The organism is Salmonella sp. SSDFZ69 (genome assembly GCF_004010755.1).
In the GTDB taxonomy this organism is placed as follows: Bacteria; Pseudomonadota; Gammaproteobacteria; order Enterobacterales; family Enterobacteriaceae; genus Salmonella; species Salmonella enterica.
Genome location: NZ_CP034831.1, coordinates 4,315,023 through 4,327,911, shown reverse-complemented (window position 1 = coordinate 4,327,911; position 12,889 = coordinate 4,315,023). Strand labels below are relative to the sequence as shown.

Sequence of the window (12,889 nt, the reverse complement as noted above, 5' to 3'; positions counted from 1 at the left end):
GATAAGCGAACGCGCCATCCGGCATGACGTGGTGTCGGATGAGGGAAAAAAATGCCGCGTGGCCTGGAATTACTGATTGCTCAAACCATCCTGCAAGGCTTTGACGCGCAGTATGGTCGATTTCTGGAAGTGACTTCCGGCGCGCAGCAGCGTTTTGAACAGGCCGACTGGCACGCCGTCCAGCAGGCGATGAAAAGCCGTATCCACCTCTATGATCATCATGTGGGTCTGGTGGTGGAGCAACTGCGCTGTATTACCGATGGCAAAAGTACCGACGCGGATTTCCTTTTACGCGTTAAAGAGCATTACACCCGGCTGTTGCCGGATTACCCGCGCTTCGAGATTGCGGAGAGCTTTTTCAACTCCGTTTATTGCCGGTTATTTGACCACCGCTCGTTAACACCCGAGCGGTTGTTTATTTTCAGTTCGCAACCGGAGCGTCGCTTCCGTACTATCCCGCGCCCGCTGGCCAAAGACTTCTTTCCCGATCACGGTTGGGAGCCGCTGTTGATGCGCATACTCAGTGACTTACCGCTGCGTCTGCCCTGGCAGAATAAAAGCCGGGATATCCGCTATATTATCGCGCACCTGACTGAAACACTGGGCGAGGACGCGCTACCTCGCTGCCATGTCCAGGTGGCGAATGAGTTGTTTTACCGTAATAAAGCGGCCTGGCTGGTAGGTAAATTAACCACACCTGACGGTACGCTGCCGTTTTTATTGCCGATTCATCGTACTGATGAGGGGGAACTGTTTGTCGATACCTGCCTGACCACCACGGCAGAAGCGAGCATTGTGTTTGGTTTTGCCCGCTCTTATTTTATGGTGTATGCGCCGCTGCCTGCCGCGCTGGTTGAGTGGTTGCGTGAAATCCTGCCGGGTAAAACCACTGCCGAACTGTATATGGCGATTGGCTGCCAGAAACATGCGAAAACCGAAAGCTACCGCGAATATTTATGTTATCTGGCTGAAAGCGATGAGAAATTCATTGAGGCGCCTGGTATCCGCGGCATGGTGATGCTGGTGTTTACCCTGCCAGGTTTCGACCGGGTATTTAAAATCATTAAAGACAAATTCGCCCCGCAGAAAGAGATGTCTGCCGCCCATGTGCGTGCCTGTTATCAACTGGTAAAAGAGCATGATCGCGTCGGTCGTATGGCGGATACCCAGGAGTTTGAGAATTTCGTACTGGATAAACGGCAAATCGATCCGGCGCTGATGGCGCTGTTACGACAAGAAGTGCCAGAGAAGATTACCGATCTTGGGGAACATATCGTCATTCGCCATCTCTATATTGAACGTCGCATGGTGCCGCTCAATATCTGGCTGGAACAGGTCGAAGAGCAGCAACTGCGCGACGCGATAGAAGAGTACGGCAACGCCATTCGCCAGCTTGCCGCCGCTAATATTTTCCCCGGCGATATGTTGTTTAAAAACTTTGGCGTTACCCGTCATGGTCGCGTGGTGTTCTACGACTACGATGAAATTTGCTACATGACGGAAGTGAATTTCCGCGATATTCCGCCAGCGCGTTATCCGGAAGACGAACTGGCCAGCGAACCCTGGTATAGCGTCTCGCCGGGTGATGTTTTCCCGGAGGAGTTTCGCCACTGGCTGTGTGCCGATCCGCGTATCGGACCATTGTTTGAAGAGATGCATGCCGACCTGTTTCGCGCCGATTACTGGCGTGCGCTACAGACGCGTATTAAAGAAGGGCATGTAGAAGATGTGTATGCCTATCGTCGTCGCCAGCGCTTTAGCGTGCGTTACGGCGCGATCTCAAGTACGGCGAACTCTTCGTAAACCAGTTCCATCTCCGGCGACCAATTACCCTCGCGCTCAAAAAAGGCCCGGTGTACCGCTTGCCAGTACGCCAGGCTAAGATCGCCTTCGCCTTCCAGTGCGGCGAGATCGGCGCTCATCTCGTTAAAACGGATCAGCCTGAGCGCCAGCGTGCGTATGACGCACACGGCGTCGCCTGTGCCGTTGAGCACAATGTGATATGACCCGGGCGTGACAGGGGGCTGCTCTTTCTGATAGCTAACCAGCGAGCTACAGGTGCCACGCTTTTTACCGGCGACCACTAGCGCCGCCAGCTCGTCGGCCAGCGCCGGCGAATCACCGAAAGACCAACAGAAGGCCTGTGGGTACTTCTCCTGCCAGTATAATTTCAGGCTGCTCATTTCAGCGAGTTCCACCATAGGCCAGCGTCACCTCTTTCGCCGCTTTAATCACCATGGCGCCAAGTTCGGTGACGCGATCGTCGGTAATGCGTGAGCAGGGGCCGGAAATAGAGAGGGCCGCAAACGGTTCGCGGTGTTCGTCATAAATACACGAGGCCACGCAGCGCAGACCGAGCGCATGTTCTTCGTCGTCAAAGGAATAGCCGCGCTTGCGTGTTTGGGCGAGGTCATCTTTCAGATGCAGCGGCGACACCAGCGTCGCATGGGTATAAGCGTGCAACCCCTTGCGGTGCAGCAGACTGGTAACCTGTTCCTCACTGAGCTGTGATAAAAACGCCTTGCCCGCGCCAGAGGCGTGCATGGGCAGCTTGCCGCCAATAGGGGCGGACATGCGCATCAATTGTGTGCACTGCACCTGGTCGATAATAATGGCCTGATGGTCGCTCTGGTCGAGTACGGCAAGGTTTACCGTTTCGCCGGAGTCCTCCATCAGCTTGCGCAAAATCGGATGGACAATCGCCAGCAGATTACGGCTCTGTAAGAAGCTGCTGCCGACGATAAACGCGTGTGCGCCTACGGCCCAGTGGCCCAGCTCACCAACCTGGCGGACAAAACCCTGTTGCTGCATGGTGGTGAGTAGACGGTGAGTCGTGGAATTAGGCAAACCCGCCTGTTGCGCCAGTTCGGTCAGCGCGACGCTGCCGTTGGACTCGGCAATCCACTCCAGCAGCTTCAGACCGCGAGTTAAAGACTGAACCTGCCCGGTTACGGGTGCAGTGGTAGCGGCAGGTTTTCTCCCGCGTTTCGCGGGAACAGGGGCAACCATGGCAGACTCCTTTTTCTGTATCGTGGAAATCATTTTCGTTTTATTCAATTATAATGCAAGAGTTCCTGAACTGATCGGATGAGTGACATCACAGGATGCCCGATGGCGCTGCGCTTATCAGGCCTACGCTTTGGGAGCCGCCAAAGTAATTTGTAGACTGATAAGGCGCTTGCGCCGCCATCCGGCAAAGCGACAGAAGTGGGTGGCAAGCTGAACATGTCTCATGTTGCCCGTTGTTCTCTTTTCCGCCAGCACGCTTTGTGCCAGTATGGCTCGTTACGTGGAGCGTTGTCGGGAGCGAGTGTGAGCAGCAAAGTTGAACAACTGCGTGCGCAGTTAAATGAACGTATTCTGGTGCTGGACGGCGGTATGGGCACCATGATCCAGAGCTATCGTCTACATGAAGAAGATTTCCGCGGGGAGCGCTTTGCCGACTGGCCCTGCGACCTGAAAGGCAACAATGACCTGCTGGTACTCAGCAAGCCGGAGGTGATCGCCGCTATCCACAACGCCTACTTTGAGGCTGGCGCGGATATCATCGAAACCAACACCTTTAACTCGACAACCATTGCGATGGCGGATTACCGGATGGAATCCCTGTCGGCGGAAATTAACTATGTGGCGGCCAAACTGGCGCGTGCCTGCGCCGATGAATGGACGGCGCGAACACCAGAAAAACCACGCTTTGTTGCGGGCGTGCTTGGTCCAACTAACCGCACGGCCTCCATTTCGCCGGACGTCAACGACCCGGCGTTTCGTAATATCACCTTCGATCAGCTGGTGGCGGCCTACCGTGAATCCACTAAAGCGCTGGTGGAAGGTGGCGCAGATCTGATTCTGATTGAGACCGTCTTTGACACCCTGAATGCGAAAGCGGCGGTGTTTGCGGTGAAAGAAGAGTTTGAAGCGCTGGGCGTTGATCTGCCGATCATGATTTCCGGCACCATCACCGACGCCTCTGGCCGTACGCTTTCCGGCCAGACGACCGAAGCCTTTTATAACTCGCTGCGCCACGCCGAGGCGCTCACTTTTGGCCTTAACTGCGCGCTGGGACCAGATGAACTGCGCCAGTACGTCCAGGAACTGTCGCGGATTGCCGAATGCTACGTCACCGCGCACCCGAACGCCGGCCTGCCGAACGCTTTCGGCGAGTACGACCTCGACGCCGACACCATGGCGAAACAGATTCGCGAATGGGCGGAAGCGGGCTTCCTGAATATCGTTGGCGGCTGCTGCGGCACTACGCCGGAGCATATTGCGGCGATGAGCCGCGCCGTTGCCGGTTTGCCGCCGCGCCAGCTGCCGGATATCCCGGTGGCCTGCCGCCTTTCCGGCCTGGAGCCGCTGAACATTGGCGACGATAGCCTGTTTGTCAACGTCGGCGAACGTACTAACGTCACCGGCTCGGCCAAATTTAAACGCCTGATCAAAGAAGAGAAATACAGCGAAGCGCTGGATGTCGCCCGTCAGCAGGTAGAAAGCGGCGCGCAGATTATTGATATCAATATGGATGAGGGGATGCTCGACGCCGAAGCGGCGATGGTGCGTTTCCTCAGCCTGATTGCCGGTGAGCCGGACATTGCCCGTGTACCAATCATGATTGACTCCTCCAAATGGGAGGTTATCGAAAAAGGGCTGAAGTGCATTCAGGGTAAAGGCATCGTCAACTCTATTTCGATGAAAGAGGGCGTGGAAGCCTTTATTCATCATGCGAAGTTGCTACGTCGCTATGGCGCCGCAGTGGTGGTGATGGCTTTTGATGAGCAGGGGCAGGCCGATACCCGTGAGCGTAAAATCGAAATTTGCCGCCGAGCCTACAAAATTCTCACCGAAGAGGTGGGTTTCCCGCCGGAAGACATCATCTTCGACCCGAATATCTTCGCCGTGGCGACCGGTATTGAAGAGCACAACAACTACGCGCAGGACTTTATCGGCGCTTGTGAAGACATCAAACGCGAGCTGCCGCACGCGCTGATCTCCGGCGGCGTGTCTAACGTGTCCTTCTCGTTCCGCGGCAACGACCCGGTACGTGAAGCTATCCACGCGGTATTCCTCTACTACGCCATCCGCAACGGCATGGACATGGGCATCGTCAACGCCGGACAGCTGGCTATCTACGACGACCTGCCCGCCGAGCTGCGCGATGCGGTTGAAGATGTCATTCTTAACCGTCGCGATGACGGCACCGAGCGTTTGCTGGATTTGGCGGAGAAATACCGCGGCAGCAAAACCGACGAAGCTGCCAACGCCCAGCAGGCGGAATGGCGTAGCTGGGACGTGAAAAAGCGTCTCGAATACTCGCTGGTGAAAGGCATTACCGAGTTTATCGAGCAGGATACCGAAGAAGCCCGCCAGCAGGCCTCCCGCCCGATTGAGGTGATTGAAGGGCCGCTGATGGACGGCATGAACGTGGTCGGCGACCTGTTCGGCGAAGGGAAAATGTTCCTGCCGCAGGTGGTGAAATCCGCTCGCGTGATGAAACAAGCGGTGGCCTACCTGGAGCCGTTTATTGAAGCCAGCAAAGAAAAAGGCTCCAGCAACGGCAAGATGGTGATTGCCACCGTGAAGGGCGATGTGCACGACATTGGCAAGAACATTGTCGGCGTGGTGCTGCAATGCAACAACTACGAAATCGTCGATCTCGGCGTGATGGTGCCAGCGGAGAAAATCCTCAGAACGGCGCGTGAAGTGAATGCCGATCTGATTGGTCTTTCCGGGCTTATCACCCCGTCGCTGGACGAAATGGTCAACGTGGCGAAAGAGATGGAGCGTCAGGGCTTTACTATCCCGCTACTGATCGGCGGCGCAACCACTTCGAAAGCGCATACGGCGGTGAAAATCGAGCAGAACTACAGCGGTCCGACGGTCTACGTGCAGAATGCTTCGCGTACCGTGGGCGTGGTGGCGGCGCTACTCTCCGACACCCAGCGTGATGACTTTGTCGCCCGTACCCGCAAAGAGTACGAAACCGTGCGTATTCAGCACGCCCGCAAAAAACCGCGCACGCCGCCGGTCACGCTGGAAGCGGCGCGCGATAACGATCTGGCATTCGATTGGGAACGCTACACCCCGCCGGTAGCCCACCGTCTGGGCGTGCAGGAGGTGGAAGCCAGCATCGAAACTCTGCGCAACTACATCGACTGGACGCCGTTCTTTATGACCTGGTCGCTGGCCGGGAAGTATCCGCGTATCCTCGAAGATGAAGTGGTGGGTGAAGAGGCGCAGCGTTTGTTTAAAGACGCCAATGATATGCTGGATAAACTGAGCGCCGAGAAACTGTTGAATCCGCGTGGCGTGGTGGGCCTGTTCCCGGCGAACCGCATCGGCGATGACATCGAAATCTATCGCGACGAAACCCGTACTCATGTTCTGACGGTCAGCCACCACCTGCGCCAGCAGACCGAGAAAGTCGGTTTTGCCAACTACTGTCTGGCGGATTTTGTCGCGCCGAAACTGTCCGGAAAAGCGGACTACATCGGTGCGTTTGCAGTCACCGGCGGTCTTGAAGAAGACGCCCTGGCTGATGCTTACGAAGCGCAACACGACGACTATAACAAGATCATGGTGAAAGCGATTGCCGACCGTCTGGCGGAAGCGTTTGCCGAGTACCTGCATGAGCGTGTACGTAAGGTTTACTGGGGATATGCGCCGAACGAGAGCCTGAGTAACGACGAATTAATCCGCGAAAACTACCAGGGGATTCGCCCGGCGCCGGGTTATCCTGCCTGCCCGGAACATACCGAAAAAGGCACTATCTGGCAGCTATTGGATGTCGAAAAACACACCGGGATGAAGCTCACCGAATCTTTCGCCATGTGGCCTGGCGCGTCGGTCTCCGGCTGGTACTTCAGCCATCCTGAGAGCAAATACTTCGCGGTAGCGCAGATCCAACGCGATCAGGTGACAGATTATGCTTTTCGTAAAGGAATGAGCGTTGAGGACGTTGAGCGATGGCTGGCGCCGAACCTGGGTTACGATGCGGACTGATTCATAAAATCGTCACTTTTCCTTACAACATACAAGGCACTCATTGGGTGCCTTGTCTCTTTCTTACAATTAAACCCTTATACTGAAGGAAGGCTCTACGCTGAATTTGCCGGATGGCGGCGTAAACGCCTTATCCAGCATACCGTATTACGTATGGTAAGCCCGGTGGCGTGCAACGCCAGCAGGCCTTAACGCTTTGCGCCATCAGGCAATTTATCGCAAGTGAGCTTCAGGAAAACGTATAACGATAAGGAGAACCTGACGCCGTGTTAACTTTGCTCCATCTACTTTCTGCCGTTGCGCTGTTGGTATGGGGAACACATATCGTTCGTACTGGCGTAATGCGCGTGTTTGGCGCGCGTCTACGCACTGTCCTCAGCCGCAGCGTGGAAAAGAAACCGCTCGCCTTTTGTGCGGGTATCGGTGTTACCGCGCTGGTACAAAGCAGTAACGCCACCACTTTATTGGTAACGTCGTTTGTCGCCCAGGATCTTGTCGCCCTGACGCCAGCTCTGGTGATTGTGCTGGGCGCTGATGTGGGTACTGCGCTAATGGCGCGTATTCTCACCTTTGATTTGTCGTGGCTGTCGCCGCTGCTGATTTTTATTGGCGTGATTTTCTTTTTGGGACGTAAGCAGTCCCGTGCCGGGCAGCTTGGTCGCGTCGGTATCGGGCTTGGCCTGATTCTACTGGCGCTGGAGCTGATTGTGCAGGCGGTGACGCCGATCACTCAGGCTAATGGCGTGCAGGTCATTTTCGCGTCGCTGACGGGCGACATTATGCTGGATGCGCTGATTGGCGCGATGTTCGCTATTATCAGTTATTCCAGCCTGGCGGCGGTGTTGCTGACGGCGACCCTGACGGCGGCGGGGATTATATCGTTCCCGGTGGCATTGTGCCTGGTCATCGGCGCCAATCTGGGATCGGGGCTGCTGGCGATGCTCAATAACAGCGCCGCCAATGCTGCCGCGCGTCGCGTAGCGCTCGGCAGCCTATTGTTCAAATTGATCGGCAGCCTGGTCATCCTGCCGTTTGTCCATCCGCTGGCGAATCTGATGGATGAGCTATCGCTACCGAAGTCAGAGCTGGTGATCTATTTCCACGTTTTCTATAACCTGGTGCGCTGCCTGGCGATGGTGCCATTTGCCGAGCTGATGGCGCGTTTTTGTAAACGAATTATTCGTGATGAGCCTGAACTGGATACCCATCTGAAGCCGAAACATCTGGATGTCAGCGCGCTGGATACGCCAACGCTGGCGCTGGCTAATGCTGCCCGTGAGGTGTTGCGCATTGGCGATGCGATGGAACAGATGATGGAAGGGCTAAAAAAGGTCATGCACGGCGAGCCGCGTGAAGAGAAAGCGCTGCGCAAGCTGGCGGATGACGTTAACGTGCTCTACACCGCGATTAAGCTTTATCTGGCGCGAATGCCAAAAGACGAGCTGGCGGCGGAGGAGTCCCGTCGGTGGGCGGAGATTATTGAGATGGCCCTGAACCTCGAACAGGCGTCGGATATTATCGAGCGAATGGGCAGCGAGATTGCCGACAAGTCGCTGGCGGCGCGTCGGGCATTTTCAGAAGAAGGATTGAAAGAGCTGGATGCGCTTTACGATCAACTGCTCAGTAATCTGCAACTGGCGATGTCGGTCTTTTTCTCCGGCGATGTCACCAGCGCCCGTCGGTTGCGCCGCAGTAAACATCGCTTCCGTATACTTAATCGCCGATACTCACATGCGCATGTCGACCGCCTGCACCAGCAGAACGTGCAAAGCATTGAAACCAGCTCGCTCCATTTAGGGCTGCTGGGCGATATGAAGCGTCTTAACTCACTGTTCTGTTCGGTCGCCTATAGCGTACTGGAACAGCCGGATCAGGACGAGGAACGGGGCGAGTATTAAGTGAAATGCCGGATGGCGGGGCCTACGGAGAACATGCGTGTAGGCCCGCCATTCGGCATTCAATGTGGCCAGGGATTAAAAGCGATGACCCGCTTCCAGCGCCACGGCCTCTTCGCCCGCTTTAAACACCCAGGTGGTATTCGGGCCGCCGAGAACCGCCTGGCCGTTGCTCACCTGAATCCAGTTACCTTCCGGCAAACCAATCACTGTCAGTTCCGGCGCGACCACCAGCAGTTCGCGAATACGCTGCTCGCGGGTCTCGCCCTTATGACCTTCCGGCAAGGCGTTAGTGAAGTGAGGATTAATTTGCAGCGGGAACAGATCCAGCGCGTTGAAACCGTTTGGATCGACGATCGGCATATCGTTGGTCGTGCGGATAGTCGGGCAGGCAAGGTTGGCGCCCGCGCTCCAGCCGATATACAGCGCGCCGCGTTTTACCCTGTCCGCCATCGGCGCCAGCAGCCCGCGTTCACGCGATTCTTTCAGTAGCTGAAAGGTATTTCCGCCGCCGACAATAATGATTTCCGCTTTCTCAATCGCTGCAAGCGGATCGGCGACACGATGAATCCCTGTGACGTTTATCCCTAATGGCGCAAGTACCTCTGCGGTTTTATCCGTGTACTCGCCCCATGTTTGCGTGACGCCGGCAAACGGAATAAACACGGCTGAGCGTCGACCGTTCAATTGATTCGCTATCAGCGGCAGAGCGTGTTCCAGCCAGGCTTTACCCGGCAGCGTCGAGTTACTTAATAAAAGCAGTTCCATTACTTCTCCACCTCATCAGGAAATGTCAAAACGTAATAATGCTACCATTATCCATTTAATGTCTTACTGATATGGCTCATGATGTTGCGCGTGTTACAGGCAACGCGCGGTCGCTAAAAGTGACGCCAGGCCAGATCTGCTATCTGGTATCGCCTGAAAAATTACAGGTATAATCCGCAAAATTATTTAACACGTTTAGAGACGAAAATGGCAAAACTGACCTTACAAGAGCAACTGCTACAAGCGGGATTAGTGACCAGCAAAAAAATGGCCAAAGTCCAGCGCACGGCTAAAAAATCACGCGTTCAGGCTCGTGAGGCCAGAGAGGCGGTGGAAGAAAATAAAAAGGCGCAACTTGAGCGTGATAAACAACTCAGTGAACAGCAAAAACAAGCGGTTTTAGCGAAAGAGTTTAAAGCTCAGGTTAAGCAACTTATTGAAATGAATAGAATCAATGTATCTAAAGGCGATATTGGTTTTAACTTCACCGATAATAACGTCATCAAAAAAATAGACGTGGATAAGCTCACTCAGACGCAACTGATTAATGGGCGTCTCGCGATTGCGCGCCTGGTTATCAATAACAGCGGTGAATGTGAATATGCGATTATTCCCGCGAGCGTCGCCGATAAAATCGCACAACGAGATGCGGACAGTATTGTCGTAAACAGTGCGCTGAGTCAGGAAGAGCAGGACGAAGATGATCCGTATGCCGATTTTAAAGTTCCTGACGATTTGATGTGGTAAGTCACATTCCCGACGTTTATGTAGAAAAATTTCTCAGAGAGTAAATATGCTGACCGACACATCTACCCGGCTTAATAAATATATCAGTGAAAGCGGCATCTGTTCGCGTCGCGAGGCGGACCGTTTTATCGAACAGGGCAATGTTTTTATCAACGGCAAACGCGCCGCCATTGGCGATCAGGTGGTCGCCGGGGATGTTGTTAAAGTAAATGGTCGGTTGATTGAGCCGCGAGAAGCGGATGATTTAGTGCTGATTGCGCTGAATAAACCGGTTGGCATTGTCAGTACCACTGAAGACGGCGAACGCGACAATATTGTCGATTTTGTGAACCACAGCAAACGTATCTTCCCGATTGGTCGTCTGGATAAAGACTCGCAGGGGCTGATATTTCTGACTAACCACGGCGATCTGGTCAATAAGATTCTGCGTGCCGGTAACGATCACGAAAAAGAGTATCTGGTGACGGTGGATAAACCGATTACCGACGAGTTTATTCGTGGTATGGGCGCTGGCGTGCCGATTCTGGGTACTGTCACCAAAAAATGTAAGGTGAAAAAAGAGGCGCCGTTTGTCTTTCGCATTACCCTGGTGCAGGGATTAAACCGTCAGATCCGTCGTATGTGTGAATACTTTGGTTATGAAGTGACGAAACTGGAGCGTACGCGCATTATGAACGTCAGCCTGAGCGGGATTCCGCTGGGCGAGTGGCGCGATCTGACGGACGATGAGCTGATCGATCTGTTTAAATTGATTGAGCGTTCCTCTTCCGAAGCCAAACCAAAGGCCAAAGCGAAGCCGAAGACCACGGGTATTAAGCGACCGGTTATTGCGATCGAAAAAAGCAATGAGAAAGCGCGCCCGGCATCAAGCGGTAAGCGCTTTACCTCGCCGGGACGAAAGAAGAAAGGACGTTAACGTCTGCCGCGCGTCGGCGTATTCGCCGACCAGGAGAATGACGCTTCCGTATCGGGTTTATACGCCTGCTTTTTCTTCAACTGGCGGGCTTTTTTCGCTTCAGCCTCACGCAGCGCCATCAGCTTATCGATGTACTCTTTTTTTACGCTGTTGGTCTCAGAATTGGTCAGCGGACGACCGTGCGCAATACGGGCGCGGTCCAGCAACGTTTTCAGTTCGCGCTGTTCGCGCTCGGTCATCTCTTTTTGGGTAATGCGGGGGAGTGCCATACGGGTGCCCTCAGTTAGCCGATGCATTTAGTCTACGGCAATACGCAACGGGCGGATAGCGTGTAAGCCGGGTAAGCTTGCGCCACCCGGCAATATTTTAATTTACCTTTGCCGTTTCGCCCGATTTTTCAACAATCGATTTCCCGGACCAGTAACCAGCCAGTAGTGACCCTGAAAGGTTGTGCCACACTGAGAACAGCGCGCCAGGCAGCGCTGCGAGCGGGCCAAAGTAGATTTTACCCAATGCAGCAGCAAGACCAGAGTTCTGCATCCCGACTTCGATCGCCAGCGTTCGACAGGTTGACTCATCAAAACCGAACAGACGCCCACCCCAGTAGCCGCCAAGCAGGCCAAGGGTGTTATGCAGGATCACCGCGATGATCACCATAAAGCCGACGGAGGCGATATGTGAAGCTGAACCCGCGACCACCGCGCTGATGATTGCCAAAATGCACACCATCGAGAATGCTGGCAGATAAGGTTTTACCACTTTCACTACGCGCGGAAACAGATGGTGAATCACCAGCCCCAGCGTGATTGGAATGACCACAATCTGTAGAATGCTCAGCAGCATACCCATCACGTCGACTTGAATATGGGCATCGACGTACAGGCGCGTGAGTAGTGGTGTGGCGACCACGCCGACCAGCGTGGAGACCGATGAAATGGTGACTGAGAGCGCGACGTCTCCCTTCGCCAGATAGATCATTACGTTAGAGGCGGTGCCGCTGGCTACGCTGCCGACCAGTACCATCCCGGCGGACAGATCTGGCGGCATCTTAAACAGCAACGCCAGCAGCCATGCCGCGAGCGGCATTACCAGATAGTGCAGGAATATCCCTGCGGCGACAGGGGCTGGTCGGGAGAGCACGCGTTTAAAGTCGTCAACGTTAAGATGGACCCCCATACCGAACATAATCAACATCAGTAGTGTCGCGACCCACGGCCCAACAGGAGTAAAGGTGGATGGTGTGTAATGCGCAATGAGAGAGAGCAGCAGCGCCCATAACGGGAACAGCCGGGTAATGACGGCGAGCATGTTGTTTTCCTTGCAAGTATGTTGTGTTTGTTATCAACGGATCAGGATCGAGCCAGACCATAGTTATTGTTTATCGCGTGAAGGAAGATTATTCAAACAAATTACGCTCATGATCCAGTGTGGGCACATGGCAGGCTGGATGACGCGCCTGCGTCGCCATCCGGCAACGTATCGCCCGATGGCGCTTACGCTACCGTATTAGAAATATATAGAGGTTCTGGTGGCGTAAAGAAAAGCGCCGGCATTGAAGAGAAGGAAA

General features: G+C 54.6%; 11 protein-coding genes. 6 read left to right on the top strand and 5 right to left on the bottom strand.

Going from position 1 to position 12,889, the window contains the following annotated elements; all coding sequences use genetic code 11:
- Positions 1–51 precede the first annotated feature (51 nt).
- The gene (aceK, locus tag EOS98_RS21405) at positions 52–1,803 is read left to right on the top strand and encodes a bifunctional isocitrate dehydrogenase kinase/phosphatase (protein WP_126524378.1); all 1,752 of its coding nucleotides are present in this window, start codon (positions 52–54) and stop codon (positions 1,801–1,803) included.
- Here the strand turns inward: aceK and EOS98_RS21400 are convergent.
- Together EOS98_RS21400 and iclR are read right to left on the bottom strand one after the other, a co-directional pair.
- Positions 1,767–2,174: an ASCH domain-containing protein gene (locus tag EOS98_RS21400; RefSeq protein WP_126524443.1), complete on the bottom strand. Its 408-nt coding sequence runs from the start codon at positions 2,172–2,174 to the stop codon at positions 1,767–1,769. The genes aceK and EOS98_RS21400 overlap by 37 nt on opposite strands.
- Before the next feature lie 10 nt (positions 2,175–2,184).
- Positions 2,185–3,009, bottom strand: a complete 825-nt coding sequence (iclR, locus tag EOS98_RS21395; RefSeq protein WP_000226434.1) for a glyoxylate bypass operon transcriptional repressor IclR — start codon at positions 3,007–3,009, stop codon at positions 2,185–2,187.
- 303 nt (positions 3,010–3,312) lie between these two features.
- Here iclR and metH point away from each other — a divergent pair, with 303 nt between their 5' ends.
- Both metH and EOS98_RS21385 read left to right on the top strand, forming a co-directional pair.
- On the top strand, positions 3,313–6,996 hold the full coding sequence (metH, locus tag EOS98_RS21390; RefSeq protein WP_126524377.1) for a methionine synthase: 3,684 nt from the start codon (positions 3,313–3,315) through the stop codon (positions 6,994–6,996).
- 266 nt (positions 6,997–7,262) lie between these two features.
- Complete coding sequence (locus EOS98_RS21385; RefSeq protein WP_000956811.1) at positions 7,263–8,894, top strand: Na/Pi cotransporter family protein; 1,632 nt, start codon at positions 7,263–7,265, stop codon at positions 8,892–8,894.
- A 75-nt stretch (positions 8,895–8,969) separates the two neighbouring features.
- Here the strand turns inward: EOS98_RS21385 and pepE are convergent, their stop codons facing one another.
- Positions 8,970–9,659, bottom strand: a complete 690-nt coding sequence (pepE, locus tag EOS98_RS21380; RefSeq protein ID WP_126524376.1) for a dipeptidase PepE — start codon at positions 9,657–9,659, stop codon at positions 8,970–8,972.
- Positions 9,660–9,730: 71 nt separating this feature from the next.
- Here pepE and EOS98_RS21375 point away from each other — a divergent pair, with 71 nt between their 5' ends.
- The 3 genes from EOS98_RS21375 to rluF are packed head-to-tail and all read left to right on the top strand — an operon-like array spanning position 9,731 to position 11,322.
- Complete coding sequence (locus tag EOS98_RS21375; RefSeq protein WP_001576533.1) at positions 9,731–9,832, top strand: hypothetical protein; 102 nt, start codon at positions 9,731–9,733, stop codon at positions 9,830–9,832.
- 34 nt (positions 9,833–9,866) lie between these two features.
- Positions 9,867–10,406, top strand: a complete 540-nt coding sequence (locus tag EOS98_RS21370) for a DUF2058 domain-containing protein (protein WP_001096724.1) — start codon at positions 9,867–9,869, stop codon at positions 10,404–10,406.
- Positions 10,407–10,452: 46 nt separating this feature from the next.
- A complete protein-coding gene (rluF, locus tag EOS98_RS21365) occupies positions 10,453–11,322 on the top strand; it encodes a 23S rRNA pseudouridine(2604) synthase RluF (protein ID WP_079899289.1) in 870 nt (289 codons plus the stop codon).
- Here the strand turns inward: rluF and EOS98_RS21360 are convergent.
- Positions 11,319–11,591 (bottom strand): DUF3811 domain-containing protein, encoded by a 273-nt coding sequence (locus EOS98_RS21360; RefSeq protein ID WP_001207628.1) that lies wholly within the window; start codon positions 11,589–11,591, stop codon positions 11,319–11,321. The genes rluF and EOS98_RS21360 overlap by 4 nt on opposite strands.
- Positions 11,592–11,688: 97 nt before the next feature.
- On the bottom strand, positions 11,689–12,630 hold the full coding sequence (panS, locus tag EOS98_RS21355) for a ketopantoate/pantoate/pantothenate transporter PanS (protein WP_126524375.1): 942 nt from the start codon (positions 12,628–12,630) through the stop codon (positions 11,689–11,691).
- Positions 12,631–12,889: the final 259 nt, after the last annotated feature.

Bases quoted from the DNA above. Each gene is read 5' to 3' on its own strand.
- iclR (WP_000226434.1), bottom strand. From the start codon at position 3,009: ATGGTTGCCCCTGTTCCCGCGAAACGCGGGAGAAAACCTGCCGCTACC.
- EOS98_RS21370 (WP_001096724.1), top strand. From the start codon at position 9,867: ATGGCAAAACTGACCTTACAAGAGCAACTGCTACAAGCGGGATTAGTG.
- rluF (WP_079899289.1), top strand. From the start codon at position 10,453: ATGCTGACCGACACATCTACCCGGCTTAATAAATATATCAGTGAAAGC.
- pepE (WP_126524376.1), bottom strand. From the start codon at position 9,659: ATGGAACTGCTTTTATTAAGTAACTCGACGCTGCCGGGTAAAGCCTGG.
- EOS98_RS21375 (WP_001576533.1), top strand. From the start codon at position 9,731: ATGGCTCATGATGTTGCGCGTGTTACAGGCAACGCGCGGTCGCTAAAA.
- aceK (WP_126524378.1), top strand. From the start codon at position 52: ATGCCGCGTGGCCTGGAATTACTGATTGCTCAAACCATCCTGCAAGGC.
- panS (WP_126524375.1), bottom strand. From the start codon at position 12,630: ATGCTCGCCGTCATTACCCGGCTGTTCCCGTTATGGGCGCTGCTGCTC.
- EOS98_RS21360 (WP_001207628.1), bottom strand. From the start codon at position 11,591: ATGGCACTCCCCCGCATTACCCAAAAAGAGATGACCGAGCGCGAACAG.